The 22110-nt window shown below is 48.1% G+C and carries 10 protein-coding genes; all 10 read right to left on the reverse strand.

Features of this window, described 5'->3' with window-relative positions; all coding sequences use genetic code 11:
- Positions 1-144 precede the first annotated feature (144 nt).
- Positions 145-2082 carry an ABC transporter ATP-binding protein gene (locus H6629_17425; protein ID MCB9069571.1) on the reverse strand — a complete coding sequence of 646 codons (1938 nt, stop codon included), beginning with the start codon at positions 2080-2082 and terminating at the stop codon, positions 145-147.
- Positions 2083-2292: 210 nt separating this feature from the next.
- A complete protein-coding gene (locus tag H6629_17430) occupies positions 2293-3837 on the reverse strand; it encodes an acyl-CoA carboxylase subunit beta (GenBank protein ID MCB9069572.1) in 1545 nt (514 codons plus the stop codon).
- 283 nt (positions 3838-4120) lie between these two features.
- On the reverse strand, positions 4121-5755 hold the full coding sequence (locus H6629_17435) for a sodium/sugar symporter (GenBank protein MCB9069573.1): 1635 nt from the start codon (positions 5753-5755) through the stop codon (positions 4121-4123).
- A gap of 84 nt (positions 5756-5839) precedes the next feature.
- Positions 5840-8104, reverse strand: a complete 2265-nt coding sequence (locus H6629_17440) for a glycoside hydrolase family 3 C-terminal domain-containing protein (protein MCB9069574.1) — start codon at positions 8102-8104, stop codon at positions 5840-5842.
- Positions 8105-8173: 69 nt separating this feature from the next.
- Positions 8174-10426, reverse strand: a complete 2253-nt coding sequence (gene bglX / locus H6629_17445; GenBank protein MCB9069575.1) for a beta-glucosidase BglX — start codon at positions 10424-10426, stop codon at positions 8174-8176.
- Positions 10427-10505: 79 nt separating this feature from the next.
- The gene (locus tag H6629_17450) at positions 10506-12530 is read right to left on the reverse strand and encodes a glycoside hydrolase family 9 protein (protein MCB9069576.1); all 2025 of its coding nucleotides are present in this window, start codon (positions 12528-12530) and stop codon (positions 10506-10508) included.
- Positions 12530-13555: a PorV/PorQ family protein gene (locus tag H6629_17455; protein ID MCB9069577.1), complete on the reverse strand. Its 1026-nt coding sequence runs from the start codon at positions 13553-13555 to the stop codon at positions 12530-12532. Before H6629_17455 ends, H6629_17450 begins: the two co-directional genes overlap by 1 nt.
- A 44-nt stretch (positions 13556-13599) precedes the next feature.
- Positions 13600-16842, reverse strand: coding sequence for a hypothetical protein (locus H6629_17460; protein ID MCB9069578.1), 3243 nt, complete (start codon positions 16840-16842; stop codon positions 13600-13602).
- Positions 16843-16858: 16 nt separating this feature from the next.
- Positions 16859-19507, reverse strand: coding sequence for a TonB-dependent receptor (locus tag H6629_17465; GenBank protein MCB9069579.1), 2649 nt, complete (start codon positions 19505-19507; stop codon positions 16859-16861).
- 74 nt (positions 19508-19581) lie between these two features.
- Positions 19582-22098 carry a T9SS type A sorting domain-containing protein gene (locus H6629_17470; protein ID MCB9069580.1) on the reverse strand — a complete coding sequence of 839 codons (2517 nt, stop codon included), beginning with the start codon at positions 22096-22098 and terminating at the stop codon, positions 19582-19584.
- Between the last annotated feature and the right edge of the window lie 12 nt (positions 22099-22110).

Here is a 22110-nt window from a genome sequence, read left to right on the forward strand (position 1 = left end):
TGCTGGATTCAGGTCATTTTCAACCATTGTATATCATCAGTTAGTTTTTAAGAGAATTATGCCTTCGCGCCGAAGGAGCTCCGTTGGAGCAGGAATGACCAACATGAATATCATACAATTGTTCAGTTGCAAAACTAACATTCGCTAATCCATCGATTGGGCATATTGCAAATCATACAGCCGTTTGTAGCGTTTCGATGTTTTCAGCAGTTCGTCATTGGTGCCGCTGTCCACCACTTTGCCGTTTTCCAGCACCACAATTTTATCGGAGCGGATGATCGACGACAACCGGTGCGCGATAATCAGCACCGTGCGATCTTTCATCAAATTGTCCACTGCATCCTGAATCAGGTGCTCCGATTCGGAATCCAGCGAGGATGTCGCCTCGTCAAAAATAAGGATCGGCGGGTTTTTGAGAATCGCCCGTGCGATGGAAATCCGTTGCCGCTGCCCGCCGGAAAGCCGTACGCCGCGTTCACCGATCACGGTCTCGAAACCGTCGGGCATTTCCATGATAAAATCGTAAGCGTTTGCCAATTTTGCAGCATGGTATATTTTTTCTCGATCATAATCCGAGCGTCCGTAGGTGATGTTGTTGGCAATCGTATCGTTAAACAAAATGACTTCCTGCGTCACGATGCCCATCAACTGGCGCAAACTGGACTGACTGGCGTCGCGCACATCAACGCCATCGATGGTAATGCTGCCATCAGTAACGTCATAAAACCGTGGTAAAAGATTCACCAGCGTGCTTTTTCCCGCGCCGCTGCTGCCGACCAACGCAACTTTTTCGTTTTTACCGATGACCAGATTGATGCCGTTGAGCACGTTTTCCTCTTTTTTGGCATATCGAAACACAACATTTTCATAACGGATTTCCCGATCGAATTGGCGAATATCGACCGCACCGGGCTTATCCGCGATTGCCGGTTGGGTGTCGAGCACTTCAAAAATCCGGGTGCCGGATGCCAGTGCAACCTGCAAATTGGTGTTCAACTCGCTGAGGCTGCGGATCGGCTCCATCATCGCGAACAGCAGCACGATAAACCGCACAAAATCTTCGGAGCTGAGCAATTGCCCGGACAACACCAGGCTCCCACCATACCAAAGCACCGCCACCATCACGCCGATTCCCAGCGATTCAGATAGGGGAGATGCCAATCGTTTCAACCGCACCTGACGCAATACGGCGCGATAGTGCCGTCCGGTGCGATCCTCGAATTTTTGGGATTCATACGGTTCCATCGCAAATGCCTTAACCACTTTGATGCCGGAAATCACTTCCTGCAAATTGCTGGTGATATCTGCGATGCGTTGCTGCACCCGTTTGCTTTTGCGTTTCAGGCTTCGCCCAATGCGTTCGATGATTACGGTTGTCAGTGGAAAAATCACCAACGTTACCAGCGACAGCCGCCAACTGATGTGAAACAAAATATAAATGTAAATCAAAATCATCACCGGATCGCGGATGAGTTTGGTGAAGCTGCGGTTAACGGCAACGTTCACGGCATCGATATCGTTGGTGATCCGCGAGATGATCGCACCGGTTTGGCGTGAATTGAAAAAGCTGAGCGGTTGTTGTAAAATATGCCCGAACACCTGATCACGCAGCTTTTTGATCACCTTTTGCTCGATAAGGCTGACCCAATAAAATTCGCTGAATGCGAAGAAATTTTTCAACCCGAAACTGATAACAATAAAAATACAGAGCACCTTGAGCATTTCATACGGATCATCGCGATGCAGCCAGCGTTTCACCTGCTCTTTTAAAAACTTGTTAACGTTAAACCCACCTGTAAGTCCCGGTTTTTCAATTTTATTGGTGGTTTCGGGCTGGCTTTCCTGTTGAATTGCTGTCGTTTCGCCGGGCGTTTGCGGTGCCGTTTGAACTGTATGTTGTTGATTTTTTGTATCGAACAATGTGGTGATTACCGGAGCAATCATCCACATGGAAAGCGCACTGAAAATCACATAACCGAGGTTGAAAAACATCACCAAAACGATGTGTTTTTTGAATGGTTTAAGGTAAGCCAGCAACCGTGAGTATAGCTTGAAATTGCTTTCCGACGTTTTTTTCTTCATATGTTTGGATTTACCAGACCCCTGAAAACTGTATTATTTTTCCGTAAATTAGCGAATAATCACTAAAACGGGCGCAAGATTGCATAGAAAATGACACCAAATATTGATAGCCGTCAAAATAACACATTATCACATTTTTTCCAAAATGAAAAGGGGACAGCCGTTTGGTGTCCCCTTTTTTGAATCAAACCTGATATCTCAAAAACAGCGTTACAACGGAATATTCCCATGCTTTTTCGGCGGATTTTTGTCCACTTTATTGCGCAACAATTCCAGCGCCCGGCAGATTTTCGGGCGGGTCTGGCGCGGGTCGATCACCTCATCCACATAACCGTGTTCCGCTGCCAGATACGGGTTGGCAAATTTATCGCGATATTCGGCTTCTTTTTCGGCGAGCGCTTTTTCCGCATCGTCCGCTTCGCTGATTTCCCGCCGGAATATGATCTCGGCAGCGCCTTTGGGTCCCATCACCGCGATTTCCGCGGACGGCCACGCCAGGTTTACATCACCGCGAATATGTTTGGAACTCATCACGTCATAAGCGCCGCCGTAGGCTTTTCGCAAAATAACGGTAATTTTCGGAACGGTGGCTTCGCAATAGGCATACAGCAATTTCGCACCATGTTTGATGATGCCGCCCCATTCCTGCGCGGTTCCCGGTAAAAATCCGGGCACGTCCACAAACGTGATGATCGGGATATTAAACGCATCGCAAAATCGCACAAAGCGCGCGCCTTTGATGGATGAATCGATATCCAGAACCCCGGCGAGGCTGTTGGGCTGGTTGGCAACGATGCCGACGGAATTGCCGTTCATCCGGGCAAATCCGACCACGATATTTTCCGCGTAATCGGCGTGAATTTCAAAAAAATCGCCCTCGTCGGTGACTTTTCGAATAACATCTTTCACGTCGTATGGCTTGCCGGGATTGTCCGGAACGATGGTGAGCAATTCCTCATCCATTCGCCCGGGTTTGTCTGTCGGTGGAAAATAGGGCGCTTCTTCGAGATTGTTCAACGGTATGTAGCTCATCAATTTACGGAGCTTGCGCAAACAATCGACATCGTTATTGGTGACAACGTGGCAAACGCCGCTTTTTGTGCCGTGGGTTACTGCGCCGCCCAAATCTTTAAATGATACATCTTCGTGGGTTACGGTTTTTACCACGTTCGGCCCGGTGACAAACATATAGCTGCGATCTTTTACCATAAAAATAAAATCGGTGATCGCCGGGGAATAAACCGCGCCGCCGGCGCAGGGTCCCATGATTGCCGAAATTTGCGGCACAACGCCGCTGGCCAATGTGTTTCGCAGAAAAATATCGGCGTATGCGCCCAAACTGACCACGCCTTCCTGAATGCGCGCGCCGCCGGAATCGTTCAGCCCGATAACCGGGCAACCGATTTTCATTGCCAAATCCATTATTTTACAGATTTTTTTGGCGTGGATGCCGGACAAACTGCCACCGAAAACGGTGAAATCCTGGCTGAAGACACACACTATGCGTCCGTCGATTTTGCCGGTGCCAACCACCACGCTATCGCCGAGAAAACGTTGTTCGTCCAGCCCGAAGTCGCGGGTTTGGTGCCGTGCCAACATATCCAGTTCCTCGAAACTGCCTTCATCCAGCAACACGTCGATCCGCTCGCGGGCAGTCAGTTTGCCCTGTTCGTGCATTTTGTTGATGCGTTTTTCGCCCCCGCCCTGACGTGCTTCTTCCTGCATATTATGCAATTGGGCGAGTTTTTCTTCCATGGTTGTCCATTTATTATTGCTGTCAGCCAACTTAAACCTCTCTTTTTTAGAGTTCTGATTCGCTCTGTTTTGAGGATCGTCTGTAAAATTTGCCCCGTTATCAGCTGCAAAACAAATGAAATGCTTGTTACAAGTTTAGCAAAATAAAGGATTTCTATCAAGAAAATTGTATCGTTTATGCGGTGGGCTGGGAATTGGGTTGCGGTGGGTGATGTTAATAAAAAATGTAGAGGCAATTCGTGAATTGCCTCTACAACGGTCTTATTTTTTAATGAATATTATCCTACCAGAAAATGGCGTATAAAACCACCAGAACCAGCAAAATGCTGTATGCGCTGATGTTAAAAGCCGGTCCGGTTTTGAAGATGCTGGCTTTCAGCTCGATGCCTTTCGGATCGTCATATTCCGAACTGGTTAGGCTTACACCGGCGATAATCACCATTGTAATCAACATTGTATACAGCATTTGATCCATAAATGGTAGTTCTAAAGCCGGATTTTTGAGCAAAAATGCCACCAAAATCGAAGAAATCACGCCGACAATCGCGCCTTGGTTGGTTGCTTTTTTCCAGAACAATCCCATCATAAATACGGCGAGAATGCCGGGGCTAACCAATCCGGTGTATTCCTGAATGTATTGGAACATTTGGGGAATATTTCCCATTACCGGCGCCATCGCCACGGCAATCAGCAATGCTGCGGCAGCGGTCAGGCGACCGACTGTTACCAGCGTTTTTTCGGATGCGCTTTTGTTGATATAAGGCTTGAAAATATCCATTGTGAAAATGGTCGATGTCGAATTGAGCATCGATGCCAGCGATGAAACAATCGCGGCGGTCAGCGCTGCCAATACCAAACCTTTCAATCCGGTCGGGATGAAATAACTGATCAGCCACGGATAAGCTTTATCATAATTAATCCCGCCGCTGCCATTTGAAAATGCTTCCTGTACGCCGGGGATAACTGCGGTTCCTTCCGGCTGGCTGAACATCACATACGCCACGATTCCGGGGATAACCACAATCAATGGAATAATCAGTTTGAGAAATGCGGCAAAAGCAATGCCGCGCTGGGCTTCTTTTATCGATTTGGCAGCCAGCGTTCGCTGAATAATATACTGGTTAAATCCCCAATAATAGAGGTTTGCGACCCACATCCCGCCAACCAGAACGGCTATTCCCGGCAGATTAGAAAACTCCGGGTTATCTTTTTGTAAAATCATGTGGAATTTGTCGCCGGCCTGATTGTAAATATGCGACAACCCGTTAAAAATGCCACCTTCCGGTGTTACATGGTTTAGCGCAATTACTGTGGTGATCAATCCGCCGATGACCAACAGAATTACCTGCAGAACATCTGTCCATGCAACTGCGGAAAGTCCGCCATACAGCGAATACGCTGCGGCGATAAATGCCAACCCTAATATCGCGTAAAAAATCATGCTGCCATCGCCGGTACCGATGATGGTGTCAATAGCCTTGCCCCCCAAAAAGAGCACCGAGGTCAGGTTGACAAAAATAAACAATGCCACCCAAAACACAGCCAAAATGGTTTTCAGGTTGGTGCTGAACCGTTTCTCGATAAATTCGGGAATGGTGTACAGCTCTTTTTCGATAAAGATCGGCAGGAAATATTTGCCGACGATAATCAGCGTTATTGCCGCCATCCATTCGTATGATGCAATCGCCAAACCGATCGCAAAACCGGAGCCGGACATGCCGATAAACTGCTCCGCAGAAATATTGGCAGCAATTAAAGATGCGCCAATTGCCCACCACGGCAATGCTTTGCTGGCCAAAAAGTAATCCTTGGAATCTTTCTGATGTCCTTTTTTATCTCTGGAAACCCACAGCCCGAGACCGACGATTCCCAAAATGTAGCTGATGAACACCGCATAATCAATTGTTGAAAATTCCATATAAAATCCTTAGTTACAGTGTGTTATGTTTAACTTCCGCAAACCAATCGTGATACATGCGCGCTTCAGTTTTCGCGAAATCAATTATTCGCTGGTTTGTTGTAATGTGAAAATTGCAGATTGATCACCAATCGTTATTCTGAAATCCCCGGGTTCCACAACCCTGCGGTTCTGGCGATCGTGAAATGCCAAATCCGCTTCGTTTAAGGTGAAGGAAACTGTTTTGCTTTCGCCCGGTTGCAGCTCAATTTTGGAGAACCTTTTCAGTTGTTTCACCGGCGGGGAAATGGAGCGAACCAGATCGCTGAGATACAGCTCCACGCTTTCTTTTCCGGCAATGGCACCGGTATTTTTAACGGTTACGGACACATTTATAGGTTGCCCGTCTTCCACTTTGGGATTGGCAATTGCCAAATCGCTGTATGCGAAAGTGGTGTAACTTAAGCCGTAACCGAATTCCCACAGCGGATTGCGTTTATTGAGATTGTCATGAATTTCGATCGGTTTGGAATCGTACGTAACCAGATCATTAACGTAACGGGGATAGGTGTAGGGCAATTTTCCCGACGGATTTACGTTACCGAACAGCACATCGGCAATGGCCTGACCACCTTCGTTGCCCGGCAAATACGCCAGCAAAATGCCATTTGCGCCATCGACAATCGGCGTGATTATTCGCGGGCGACCCTCAATCAGCACCAGCACCACCGGTTTTCCGGTTGCCTGAATCGCGGTTGCGAGATCGAGCTGTGCTTTTGGCAAATTCAAATCGTTGATATTTCCCGGAGTTTCGCAATAGGGCATTTCGCCGAGGCAAATAATGGCGACATCCGATTGTTGCGCGGCTGCAATTGCGGCGGGAATATCCACGGCAACATCGTATTCGCTGCCGGGCAAATAGGTCACGTTCGCTTTCCCGACGGTTTGCTCGATCGCTTCCAGAACTGTTTGTTTTTCCTGAGGATAGAAGGCTTCTTCATTGCCCTGCCAGGTGTATGACCATCCGCCGTTCAACACTTTCAGCAGATTGGCGGTCGGTCCGGTCAGCAGCACTTTTGCCGATTTTGACAGCGGTAAAACGCCATCGTTTTTCAACAGCGTCATCGCTTCGCGGGCTGCGTTCAGGCTGGCTTCGGCGGATGCGGCTGTCGCCACCAGTTTTTTGGCGTTTTTATCTGGATAGGCATTATCAAATAATCCCAACTGAAATTTAACCATTAAAATACGGGAAACCGCATCGTCAATCCGCGAAAGGGGCACGCTGCCTTCGTTCACCAATTCCAGCAGCTGATCGTAAAAGCTGAAATCATACGGCACCATGCTCATATCGATACCTGCCATCACCGCCATCCGCACAGCTTCTTTTGGCGTTGAAGCAACCATGTCGCGGTCGTATAACCGTTTGATATCTTCCCAATCGCTAACCACAAATCCTTTGAAACCGAGTTCATTTTTGAGCACTTCCGTTAACAGGTAATGATCACTATGTGTCGGAATACCGTTGATTTCACCGGAATTGACCATCACGGTATGCACACCGGCTTCAACCGCTGCTTTAAACGACGGCAGGAATAAATCGCGCATCATCCGTTCGGGAATCCATGCCGGCGTGCGATCTTTTCCGGACAGTGGGAAGCTGTATCCGAGGTAATGCTTGATACACGCCGCCACGCGATCCGCATCGCTGATGGTATTGTTTTCACCTTCCGTGCCGTTCACATACGCAACACCCATTTGGGAAGCGAGATAGGGATCTTCCCCAAATGTTTCCCACATGCGCGGCCACAGCGGATTGCGGCCAACACCCAACACCGGATTAAAATTCCACGGAATGCCGGCAGCCCGCGTTTCCATTGCGGTGATGTGCGCGGCATGGTGCACCAGTTCGGGATTACGGGCGGCAGCCATGGCAATTGCCTGCGGAAACAGCGTGGCTTCGCTGATATAATTTGAGCCGTGAATGGCATCGATGCCGTACATAACCGGGATTTTTAATCGTGATTGTTTTGTGGCAACATTCTGAATTTCGGTGATCAGCGATTGCCATTCGTCAAAACTCAATGCTTTATCGTAAACGTTCAACAACGATCCGACATGCTTTTCCAGGATTGCGAATGCCAGTTTATCCTTATCCAATTGATATTTAGTATCGTGCCAACCACGTTGTCTGGACACGGTTTGGATGGTAACCTGGGTCATTTGCCCGACTTTTTCTTCGATGGTCATTTTCGACAACAGCGATTGCACTTTTGCCGAAACATCGTTTTTGGGCTGTGCAAAACCTACAGAATTTATCAGAACAAATATTGAAAATAAAATACTAACCGGGCGTAAATATTGCCATTTCATCAAAATATCTCCGAACATTCAATTTATTTATTGATCAAATAATCCGTCAAAAATCAGCCGACAACCCGTTTATTTTAGCTCAAATGAGCCGGTCAAACCTTCCTGTGAGTTGCCACCGACCATAACATCAAATGTTCCCGGTTCGACCACAAATTCACCCTGACTCGTGTAAAAACCGAGTTCCTTTGCGGTTAATGTGAATGCTACCGAACGTGATTCACCGGGAATAAGATGGAATTTGGAGAATCCTTTCAATTCCTTCACCGGACGAACCTCGCTGGCAACCCTGTCCCGGATGTAAAGCTGGGCAACTTCTTCTCCGGAAAATTCGCCGGTATTTTTGACGGTTACCTGCACTGCGATGTTTTTACTGTCTGTTGCATCGATTTTCAAATTTGAATATTCAAATGTTGTGTAGCTCAACCCAAAACCGAACGGATACAGCGGCGCGTTCGATTCGTCGCTGTAATGCGACCAGAATACCATTTCTTCGGGATTCGGTCTGCCGGTATTCAAATGATTGTAATAAATCGGGATTTGGCCGACGCTACGCGGGAAAGTCATCGGCAATTTGCCGGACGGGTTGTAATCGCCGAACAGCACCTGTGCGATGGCGTTTCCGCTTTGCGTTCCCAATTGCCACGTTTCCAGAATTGCGGGTATATTTTCCGCAGCCCAGGGAATCGCTAACGGGCGACCGTTCATCAGCACCAGTACAATATTTTTGTTTACCGCGAAAACGGCTTCCAGCAATTCCTGCTGAACACCGGGTAACCCGATTTTGGTGCGGCTCCGGGCTTCGCCGGAATGGAATCCGTGTTCGCCAAGCACCATTATCACAACGTCGGATTTTTTCGCGAGGTTGACAGCATCGGGAAATCCGCTTTTGTCAGTTTCGTTGATATTGAGTTCGCGAATAAATGAAACCTCGCCGATGGTAACATCTGCACCTTTGGCGTATGTTACCGATTTGGTATATTGCTGCAGCCCTTCGAGAACAGAAACTGCGGTACCGTCATCTGACCCGATTCGCCAACTGCCGAGCGGGCTGGTTTTGTCGTCCGCCAATGCGCCGATAACCGCGATTTTTTTCTGCGATTTTTTGACCGGCAGTAACCCGTTCTCATTTTTCAACAAAACGATGGATTTTTTAGCCATATCCAGCACAGCAGCGTGGTGATCTTTGTGGTAAATCAGCGTTTTTTCCCGTTCTTCATCGCAATATCGGTAGGGATCATCAAATAATCCGAGTTCGAATTTGACCCGCAAAATCCGCCGCACGGCGTCATCGACAACTGCGACATCCACTTTCCCGGATTCAACCAGATGTTTCAAATGTTTGACGTAAATCAGCGACATCATATCCATATCAGAACCGGCGTTGACTGCTAATTCGGCAGCATGTAATGAATCGGTCGCAAAACCGTGCATCACCAATTCGGAGCCTGATGCCCAATCGGAAACGATGAACCCGTTGAATTGCCATTTATCCTTTAAAATATCGCGTTGCAAAAAAGAACTGGCGGTTGCCGGAGTGCCGTTCAGCGTATTGAAAGCGTTCATGAATGTGCGAACATTGCTTTCCGCAGCAGCTTTAAAGGGTGGTAAGACCACATTATATAATGTAGAAAGGCTGATATCGACGGTGTTGTATTCGCGTCCGGCTTCTCCGAAACCGTATCCGGCGAAGTGTTTGGCACATGCGGCGATGGTGTTTGTTGCCGCCAAGTCATCCCCCTGAAAACCTTTAACTCGCGCAACTGCGATTTTTGCACCCAAATACGGATCTTCTCCGGCGCCTTCCATCACTCTGCCCCAACGGGCATCGCGGGAGATATCGACCATTGGCGCAAAAGTCCAGTTGATGCCAACGGCGGATGCTTCGGTTGCCGCTACGCGGGCAGATTTTTCGATCGCTGCCAGATCCCAGCTTGCGGCTTCTGCTAACGGAATCGGTGCCAGCGTTTTGTGTCCGTGAATAACATCCAAACCGAAAATCAACGGTATACCCAGCCGGGATTCTTCGACTGCCACACGCTGAAATTCCCGGACATTTTTTGCCCCGCGCACGCTCAGCATCGAGCCGACCAAACCGCTTTTCAAATGATCGTATTTCTCTTTCGCGCCGCCATCTTGCGGGACGGGTCCAGTAACTTCCCAAAAACTGGAATATTGGTTCATCTGACCCACTTTTTCATCGAGGGTCATTTTTTTTAGCAGTGATTCGACCTTGGTATCGATATCATCTGTTTGTCCAATTGTGTTGGTAATCATAAATAACAACAGTATTCCCGATAAACGTATGACAATTTTGGATTTCATAGTAAATAGTTTCTAATATATGAGTGTTAGTTGAAATATGGAACCCGAATTATTAACTATCTGAGGCAATTACAAAAGATCATTTCAACAGCACCATCGAACGAATTTGGCGTTCCGAATGGCTTTTCAGTTCAAAATGGTAGGTGCCGGAGCTGAGCAGTTCGCCATTATCACCGGTGCCGCGCCAAATAAATTGATGCGTCCCGGGTTGCAGCCCGGCAAATTTTTCCTGCCGGACAATTTGACCGAGGGCGTTGTAAATGTTCAATTCAACATCCGAATCGCGAAGCAACTCGAACGGAATTGTTGTATCGTTATTAAAAGGGTTGGGGTAATTCTGCTGCAGGTTAAAACGGGTAGGGGAGCGCATCCCGGTATCTGGATCATCTAAAATACCATTCGCCGAAGTATTGTAAAAATAACCACTTAACACAACTAACGGCGAATTCCAGTAAATGGCGACTTCGTTGGATGCATAACTACCGAGATCATCGATGTAACACAGTGCCGGTGGCGTATTTTCATCGAAATGCCCCTGCAATACGTCATCGTTGAGATACTCGTTCGGTCCGCCGGCCAAAAGTCCCGGGATCGGTTCAGCAATATTATCTGCTTCGGATTGCCGGTGATGAATGTGCATTGGGTGCATTTCGCCAATGCCGGTCAAAAAACTGATGTTGTGTGCGTTCACCCCCAAATTGTAGTTGAGCTGGTCCAACGCTGCCGCACGAAACTCGCTATTTCCGGTTTTGTGCCAGCCAAACAGCAACATAAGTCCGCGATTGAGCACATTTCCGTTACTGCCCCAAACATATTCGCCGGGGTTAATGGATACATGGAACCCGTTAGTGTTGCGGTAGCCGAGCAGCGTGTTGCAATAAGAATTGAGCGAATTGCCGAGCAACGTAACGATTCCCGAATTGGCGGAGGGCTGATCGCTGTAAAGATATGTGATGAGTGCCAATGCGTTCACATTTTGCCAACCAGCTTCCGAGGAAAACAAACCGGATTGGGAATAATTGTTGACAAAATAGGAATTGTAGGCAGATTCACCGGTGGTTTCGAACAATTCTGCGGCTGCCCACAATCGCTCATCGCGATCGTTGCCGTCGCCATATTGCCCGGTTACCGTGCCTTGCGGATTTTGGAATCCGCCGGGCGGAACGATTGCTGGATTTGCCTGCAGGAAAGCCCATGCATTCTGAGCGGCGGAGAGGCATTGGTTTGCAAATGTAGAATCGTATTCCGAAAACAGCCGTGCACCGCGCGCCAATGCAGCGGCCGCCGCGCCGGTTGCGGTGCTGGAAATCTGATAAATAAACCGTTGGGAATTATCCGTTCCCGGCATAATGAAACCGGCGAAGTTTTCGGGAGTCAGCTTGTGGTAAATGCCGCCGGAGGCATCCTGCATATTCATCAACCAGCCGAGCGCGAACCGGGCTTCGTCGAGAATATCCGGTACACCGTTGCCGCTTTCCGGAATTTCCAGATCATCCTGCGCAAATTTTTCCGGAAAGTATTCGTTCGCCAGCAATAATTGACCGGCGGTGACCGCAGCGGGACCGCTGTATTTTCCGAAATCGCCGGCATCGTGCCAGCTGTTTCGCGCCAACCGAAAACCGCTTTGACCGGTGGAAGTGTGCAAAAATCCGTCTGCCTGATGGCATTTTGCCCGTGCGTATTCACCGGCGAAATCGCCAACCAGATCTATCCCGCATCGCTGATAATAAAACGATTTCAGCGATTTGTAATACACATCCCGGTAAACGGTATCTGCAATAACAAAAGGCGCACTTTGCAGCGCGCCGATGTTAATCCGGTATTCCCCGGAAAGTTGTAAATTGCTGAAGTCACCGCGATAGAGCGTCATACCCGTTGCCGGATCGTTACTGCGGAACAACGGCAATGTGCCGGAAAAAACGGTTTGTCCGCTGTTCTCATCGATCACTGCAAATTCGCTGGCTGTTGAAGTGGAGAATACAAATTTGGGTGCATCGGGCAGGTAACCCATTTGATTTACAAACACCTGCCCGAACATCCAGGAGGTCACACCCAACAGAAAGAATAGCGTTAAAAGCAACAGTCTTGTGTAGCTTTTTTTCATCAGAAATCAATCCCGAGTGAGTATTTCTGAACGTTTTCCAACAATCCGAAATCTGCGTATGCGAAATCGAACCGGAGCAACACGTTGCCCAAAACGGGATAATTTAAGCCCATGCCAAACGAGAACGATTCTTCTGTGCTATCCAGAAACAGGCTGCGATAACCAGCACGTAATGCAAATCGGCGGGCAAAAAGATATTCCGCACCAACGTTGACACTTTCGTAATCGTTGTTGGGATGCTGCGCATCGAACGAAATAACGGCCTGATGAACCGGTGTGTTCAACGCCTGATAGGTCATCCCGATTTTGAAATTGAGCGGCAGCGCCCAACGGCTGGTTTCCAGCATTGCTGTAATCCGGTCGTTGTTGCCGGAGCTGGTAACATCATAATCGTAAAGCACCCGGGCATTGTCGCCGTTCATTTGCATTTTCGAACCGAAATTAGTGAGTGCAAAACCGAGGTTCAGATTTTTGAACGGCGTTTTGTAATGCACACCAACGTCAATTGCGATGCCGGTTGCTGTCATTTCCCATATGTATTGGTGAATAATTTTGGGATTGAAGCCGATTGAGAATTCTTCCGACAAGCTAAGGGCATACCCGATGCTGATGGCGTAATCGCCGGCATTGAATGTTTGTCCCGTTCCTTCGGGTTGATCGACGGTGGTAACATTCATTTCGTCCATTCCCAACGCGGTTACGCTAACGCCCAAAGCGCCGTATTGCCCGAGTTGCAGAACTGCCGCAACGTAATCGAACCGGGTATCCGCAATCCAGTCGGAGTGGTTGAAAATAACGCCGCTTTGTTTCAGTTTGGCAATCCCCGCGACGTTCCAATACATCGCGCTGGGATCATCAGCCATTGCGGTAAATGCGCTGCCCATACCTAACGCGCGTCCGCCAACGCCAACTTCCAGAAATGATGCAGCGGTGGTTCCGCGTTTCGAGACATTTTCCCTGAAATTTTGTCCCATCAACGCGCCGCTGATCAATAGTGTTATGATAAATGTGATAATGTTTCGCATCTTTAATTCATCCTCTACTGTTTTGCGATGCCGTTTTTTTGCCGCTATTTGACAATGGCAAACTTGCCAATGTGTTTGCCGATACCCGGCGCATCGACGTGATAAATATAAACGCCGTAGGCAATGTCCATCCCGTCATCCGAAATCAGGTTCCAGGATGTCGCACCATTTGTGGTGGAGCTTTGGTGATCGATAAGTTTTACCAATTTGCCAGCCAGCGTAAAAATCCGGATCGTGCATGTTTGCGGCAGGTGGATGAAGTCTATTTTCCGCTCTCCACGACCCGCGCCAAAAACCAAACGCGGTTCCCAGGATGCACCGGAAATATAGGGATTCGGCACTACTTTGATGTTCACTAACTCGTTTTCTGCCAATGCGTTATCCACTGAGGCGGCTTTGGTGTGAAACTCGAAATAATCACCATTTCCAAAGGGTTTGGTGGTTCGAATGATAAACTCATCGCCACCTTGCGGGAAACGCGGAATCGAATTTGGCGGCGGCGGACCAACCACAAAATCGTAGGTAAATTTAAATGCGGGACCGATAAATTCGATAATCGTAACAACATCACCAACGTTCAACGTTCCGGAATTGTCATTATCAAACATCTCGAACTCCGCAGGGCGATTTTCCGTCAGGTTGAAAACGGTGAAGTTTACCGGAACCTTGAAATTATACGACGTATCGATAATTTCATCCGCAAATGTAATTTTGTAATCCGCCGGCCAAATAGTTGCCAGCGACGGGAATTGTTTGTGTAACCGCAAACTGTCGACAAACGGCAGATTGCTGTTTCCGATCAACCAACCACTTTCTTCCCGTAAAATATCGATTGTTGTATCAATATTTACGGTGGCAACCAATCCATCAATTACCGGACTGGGATATGCGGGGCCAAATAAGCTGGCATCGATGCCAGTAGCAATTGGCTCAGCAGAATCGCCGTTCATGCGGTAAAAACCGTAGGTTGAGGTTTGATAGCCGGGGAAATCGCCGGTCGATTCAAAAATAACCCGGTAGGTTGCATCACTTTGCACCGCACCCGGATCAATAATTTGCACGCCGATGTTTCCCGTGCCAATGCCTTCGGTTGCTTTGGAAAAATCACCGGAAATTTCCGGATCGATATAGCCGGCAACCGGCGCGTTTGGCGTTACCGCCGCACAGTTAAAATCGATAAACGTAATATTTCCAACAATATCTTCGGTGATTTGTTTGGTGGTTTCGCTGGGTTGCAGCCCGATTTCGATATCACCCTGATCGTAAGCCACCAATGCGTAATAATAGGTTTGACCGTTTATCACATCCGTATCAACATACGAACGGCGCAATCCGGTATCGTCACCGCGCCAAAAACGGGCACCATCGACGCCAATCGGGTCCGGACCGGTTATGCCGTTGATCAGGTCAAACTGGGCAATCGGTTTCCAATAAACGGCTGTGCCTTTGGAATCGGTGATGGTTTTGATATCGGTAAATTGCGGTTCGGTACTGCGATAGATCAAATATCCTTCAAAATCTTTACGGGGATTGCCAATGGAATCCGGTAAAAAGGGATCGCGCGATTCTTCCGCAATACCATCCCAAAAGAGCGATATTTTTCCATCGCCGGGAATTGCAGTCAAAAACGGCTTCAACGGCGGACGGGCAAAGTTGTAATTCGCGTTGTAAATATTTTGAACGGTAATTTTGTTGCGGAACAATTCATCCAGATCTTGTCCGTTGAGCAATGACATCGAGAATCGCTCGCGGTGATCCTGTTTTAATTCAAACGGACCAGAGGCGAACAACATTTGCAGGTTTGAGCGCTGCAACGATGTATCAAAATTGCCGTATGAGGACATCCGGCGATACAATCCTTCGTCGTGTTTTGGCCAACCGTCGCCACCGCCACCGTCCACCAGACGATAAATCCACATACTGTTCAAACCGATCTGGTCGGATTCATCGAGGTCGGTGCGGTCAAAATCCGGCTCGCCGGGTGTGGGAACACCGTCTGCTTCGCCTTCATCGGGACCGTTGTACTGGCGATCGAACGGACCAACGCCATCTTTACCAAGATCGTCGTTGAGCGGTTCGTTGCCATCCCAAAAGCCGTTGCCGTTCAAATCTGAGTATGCCTGCCAGTCGCCATCGTTGTCGATGCCGTCATCGCGGCGTTCATCGATCATACCGTCCAGATCATCGTCAAATCCGTTAAACGGATTGCCCGGACTTTCCAGATAGGCGTAGCCGATATAACCGGTGGGCGACCAGGTTCCGAAATCGGATGTACCTCGGCCATCCTGATCGTAGGCATAGGCCATATCCAGCTCCAGGTCAAACGATGCATTGTCATCGCCGGAGTCATCGGTTCCGCCAACGCCAACATCGCTCAAATAACCGAATACAGCACGGTCATAGGTTGTATCTGAAATATTTACAATATCATACAGCCAGAATATGTTGTCTTCTGCGAGCACCTGCGACCATTGGAAACCGCGAACTTCCACCCGCAATCCGAGTCCGCCGCGATTGGCATCTGCACGAATGGGGAAGTAGTTATACGGTGGGCGCTGCCATTCCCGGTCGGATGCGTCGTCCATTACAAAGAAGGTTTCGACGTCTGCATTTTTTACGCCGCGACCAAAATATCCCTGCCAATAGGTGAAGTTATCCACATCGCCATCGCGGTCATCATCGATGCCGGGCTGGCCGTCAACTTCTTCCTGATTGATCCAGTTGCTGGCAGGTTGATCCAGATAGGTAAAGATGGCTTCCGGCCACAATTCCGGCCAGCTACGTGCGTCGTTACTGATTGCCGGGCGGTCGCCACGGGGATTCAGATAGCCGGGTACCGGCTCCCATCCCCAGGGTTTTCCACTGACCGGGTCGCGGTCAAAATGCTCGCGATATGCCGTTGAAATCGGAGTGATAAATGTATCCACTCCCGCAAGATTAACCGAGGCACGGGCACCGACGATCATCGCAAGACCGTCCAGATAGGAATGTCCGGAGCCTTTGGGCCATTCGCCCGATGGTTGATCCGGCCATTTGCCAACTTCGCCCTGGTTAAAATATAATGTACGTATTTGGTTACCATCCATAACGCCCCGCCGCCGCAGGGTATTATCCCCGTAGGGTTCTGCGCGGTAAGCCTCAATCACAACCGGGCTTTCCTGAGCGATAGTTATGGCGCTGAAAACCAGCAGCAGCAGGCTAATCCAGCGTATGTGTTTGGAAAAACGCATTGTTTCCTCCAGTTTAATGCCGATAAATTCGGGTTCGATATCGACAAACGTTTTCATCTTTTCTGTTCTCGGTTTAGAAACCAACTGAAACCCCCAACCGCACACGGCGCGGCGGTGAGTAGAATGTCGGGTTCAGGATGTAGTCTTCCAGGGTGTGCAACCCGATAATTTCGCCGGAGCTGGTGATCGCATCCAGATCGATATCCGCCTGCCCGGATGAACCGTAAACGTTCCATTCGTTCAAACGATCGAACAGGTTTTCAACCCACAAATATGTCTGGAAACTGGTACCGCCAAATTTGATCGTTTTATCCATTCGCACATCAAACAAAATCGAGCTCGGTTTTATCCGGTTGTTGCGAATATTGATGTTTGCCAACACAAAACGACCGGATGCCGTGTATGGCGTTCCGGAACCGATTCTGCCGGTCATACCAATATTCCAGTCGCCCGGTGTACCTGTGTTGAGTGAGAAATTGAAGGTAGAGCGCTGATCCCAATCGAGCGGAATCAACTGCTTTTCCGATTCGCGCGGCGGCTGCGACTGGTTGTCGAAAAATACCGAACGTGGGTCGGATGCGTTACCTTCAGCGATCTGATATGTATAGTCCAAACGTGCGCCCCAGTGATCGGCAAAGCGTTTTTCGAATGCCAGAATTACGCCGCGAACGTTGCCGTAATCGCGATTGATAAAGCGACCATATTGCGCTTCTTCATACGTCCGGATAATTTCCGTACCGGTCAAATTTCGGATATCGCGATAGTACGCCGTAAATTCAACCGCCAACTGGGTGGTTAACCCCTGATTCAAACCGATTTCGTAAGTAGCTGTTCTTTGTGCTTTTAGCTCAGGATTTCCGCGAATGGTATTGAGCGAACCCGATTCTTGCGGAACCGGAAATTTGGTGATATCCGATGAGTCCGATATTCCACTGTATAATTGTTCAAAGTTGGGAATCTGGAAAAACAAACCATACGAAACGTGAATAACACCGGTTGAGGAAATGGGGAACGCGACGCCCAAACGCGGACTAACCTGCGATTGAGTTACGGCGTCCCGTTGATCTGTGTTGAACAACGGCAACAGGTTGGGATTTCGTTTATCTACCGGAACTTTTGTGTTCGGGTTAAAATAGTCGTACCGGATACCTGCGTTTACAATGAAGTTGTCATATTCCATTTTGTCCTGCAGATATGCAGAAAACTCGATCGGCTTTTTCACAAACTCTTCGCGGCCAAATGAATATCTTTGCGGATAAAAAATTTCGAAATCCGTACCGGTTTCCTGATCGCTGATGCTGTTTCCGTAGTTATCCAATTCATGCTGACTAAAGGACATCCCGGCACCGATTTTGTGTATTTTCGAAATCTGGCTATTGATGTCAAATTTTACGATCCGTGAAGTGGTACTACGCAAGTATCGATCGTTTTCGTAACCGCCGGAACGGAAGGTATAGTTCGATTGCGCTTGTCCGTTAAAGGTGTCCAAATATCGTGGGTCATACGGATCTTCAAATACATAACCGAAATATTTGCTGTAATTCTGGGCAAATTTTAAGGTGTAAAAAGTTCTGTTGGATAATCCGTGGTTGATCTGCAAACTGTGGTTCAGGCTTTCGCGATAATGCGTTTTGGTTGCGTCCGGCGTCAACCGGAAACCGTGATTGTAATAACGATTTTCGTTATCATTCCAGATCAAGCCATAATTCAATTTGATAGACGGCGTGAGATAATAGGTTAACCTGCCGTTCAACGATTGGTATTTTGAATTGTCCATCGGGACAAAACTGCTGTCGCCGCTCGGGAAAAACGGAAAATCATCCGAAGGCAAATACAACCGGGCACCGTTCAAATGTCCATCATCCGACACATTACGGTAGGTTGCGAAAAATTTTAATTTGTTGAATCCGGGTATCGGACCGCCAGCAGAAAATTGCAGGCTTTGCGAGCCGCTGCCGTCCAGTTTGTCCAGCCCCGGGAAAATATCATCGTGGTTGGTGAGATAGTTGCTGGCATACGCAGACACGTCAAATTCGTAATCATTGCGCCCTTCGCGGGAAACGATATTCACAACACCGGAAAGTGCCTGTCCGTATTCCGCATTGAATGTCCCGCTGATCACCTCCAACTGCTGAATAGCGGAATTTTCAACCACCAAACCTAATCCGTTGTTATAAGGATCGTTCACCGGAATGCCGTCGATCATGTAAGCGACTTCGCCCAAACGTCCGCCACGAAAGTGACCGGCAACGACACCAGCTTGTAATTCAACGACTTCGTTAAAATTGTCTACCGGAAGCGCTTCGATTTCTTCTGATCCGATATTTTTTGCGCTGGCAGTCAGGTCTTTTTGAATCAAATCCCTTTCTGCGGTTACCACAACTTCGGCGCCTTCAATAGCTTCGGTGCTGATCTCGATGTTCAACCGGGTTGTCAAATCCACGTTTACGCGAACTTCGTTGATCGTCATTTCCTGAAAACCGATCATTTGGGCAATAAGCGTGTATGTTCCCGGCGGAATGTTGAGGATGTAGTAATAGCCATCCACGTCTGTGGATGCGCCATACGGGTATCCATCGAGATAAACGTTCGCACCAATGATAGGTTCACCGGTTGCTTTATCGGATACCAATCCGGCTATTTTGCCGGTCGTTCCCGGATAAAGCGGTAAAATTAATAAGCATAAACACAGTAAAATCAGTGGTGTAACAATTCGTTTCATTGCACACTCTTTGTCTTTTTATGGTTAGAAAATATTACCGGGGAAGGCGTGCACCTTCCCCGGTAAAAAAGGCATTACTTCAAGAGCATCATTTTACGAACTTCCATAAAATTGCCCGACTGCAGGCGATAGAAATATACGCCGGTAGCCAAATTGCTGGCATCGAACGTTACGTTGTAGGTGCCGGCAGTTTGTTTCTGGTTGATCAGCGTTGCCACTTTTTGACCGAGTGTGTTGTAGATTTCCAACACAACATCGTTGTTTTGCGGCAAGCTGTAGCTAATGGTTGTGCTCGGGTTGAACGGGTTCGGATAGTTTTGGGAAAGCTCGAACGCTGCCGGAATGGCATCGTCGATTTTCTCAATACCAACTGGTATAATCCAGGTATCACCTACCCATGTATACATCCAGTTACCCGGGGAAGACCAGGAGTTGTCGTCATTGTAAGGTGACCAGGTCATGATACCTTCACGAACGCCACCAGCATCAGCATCATTCAACGAAAGGTCGAACGGAATGCGATAGCCTTCAACCGCTTCAAATTTGGTATCGCCGCCGGCGGTTGCCAATTCCTGCAATGACAAACGACCTTCAATAACATATCCAATCGGGAATTTGGTGCCCCAATAGTAATCGGCTGAGGAGGCTCTCATCAATACGGCATCTCCGCCACTGGCGTAAATTACTTTGCCGGGCAGGAAACGCAGTTGATAATCCGGTTCATCCCCACGTGCATATCCGGTATGTGCAGCGCCGGTTTGGTTATATAAACCGATAAACAGGTCCGGAGAGTCTTTTTCATAGCTGTTTGTTGCGGTTGTATCTACTACGTCATCTGTAGCGTCGAATGCGAAATACATAAAATCAGCATCAAATGCAAGATAGACTTTATAGGAAAGGTCACCATCGCCATCAATTGTGGTGTTGGTAACAATATGGCTTCCCAATGACGGCCGAACATCAAAAGCCTGGATACCGGCCCAATCGCCGAGGTTTCCATCTGCAACAAAGTTAGCCGGAGCACCCAAAGCTGCAGTAGCAATACCTTTGGCTGTATTGGTGATTGGGGAAGATGTTGAAGTTGGCACAGATTCATTACCGGCAGCGTCGACTGCTGTTACGGCATAGTAATAAGTGGTTGTTGAATCACCAAGAGGAGAATAGAGCAAATGTGACCACGAACCAGTGTTTTCTGCACGTCCAATGCCTTGCTCAACAACAGAGGCATTCGGTAAATCATCTTTTGATGTAATTGGATCAATGCTGTAATACAAGTTGTATGTTTCTCCGGTTTCGCCAGGTGTGTCCAACCATGTAATAAGGTTAGAATAAGTGTCGGTAACAATTGTTACCGCACCTGGACCCAACGGATCGGTAATATCATTAACAGGGTTGCCGGTCCACCAGTTATCGATATAAACTACTTTGCCGGCAACGCCGGTGCCTTCAGCCAAAATCTGGATAACAGTTACAGCTGTCGTATCAAAATCGGTTGTGCCTTCCTGATAAACAAATTCATTCAAAGGCAATTTGTAATCATGCCATTGATTGTCATCGATCGGTGTGAAATTGATACCCACTTTGCCGTTTGCACCGGATTCAAGCTGGATTCTCAATTGACCAACACCGGATTCGGCTTTCATGCTAATTTTCATGGAGTCGCCAGACAACCATCCGCCTAACATATTGCGGGGATTGTTAACATTAAAACCAGCACCGGTATAACCGTTGCCAAATTGATTACCTTGGATCCATTTCAGTGCATTGGTCGGATTATTTAGCGGATCTGGAACACCAGAGCCTTCTTCCATCGTGAACGAAGACTCTCCCCAGGTAAAGATGTCAAAATCTGCCGGCAGAATTGCACCGTTAAATACAAATACCGGAACAGAACGAACACCGGAGAAACCGAGTGCGTCAAAAATAATGGAGCCACTTTGAATAGAATTTAGATCTCCAGCAGCATCTACGGACATTTCAAAGTGAATACCTTTGATTTTGTCCAGATCCAGTTGATCGTTACCAACCGTGCCGGACCAACCGGTGCGATAGAAACCATTCATACCGTCAAATGCTGCTGGACCAACATCTTCCAACGGCAGAACAATTTCGTTCCAACCCGGTGCGTCATCCAGAATATATTCGAACGAATACCAGAATTCCGCATTGTTGCTGTCGTAAGTATTTAATGGAGCATCACTTACGTCTGTTAATGAAATACGCAGATGCACGTGTCCTGGATCGGATGACGGAATATCGTTATAATATTTCATCACCAGATTTTCATACAACGAAAAATCCCAAACACCGAAAGAATCCGGGTGGAAAATCTGGAATTTTGAGAAACCGCCCCAGGACTGCGCACGCTGGGTGATCCAGTCAACGCGCATTGCTGCGGCGCCTTCTGCAACCAGCGTTGTTTCCTGCGACAAATTGATCTGGCTCGTATCGGAGCCATCAACAACGACGATCTGAAGATCGTAACGGGTTGAATCTACGGGTGTGTCCAAATTATCGAACATAAAGGTTTGTGCCTGGCTGATGCCACTCCAAACCAGTAATCCGACGATCATTAGCAAGCATCGCTTCATGCTTGACCTCCT

Source organism: Calditrichia bacterium, assembly GCA_020634975.1.
Lineage (GTDB): Bacteria > Calditrichota > Calditrichia > RBG-13-44-9 > J075 > JACKAQ01.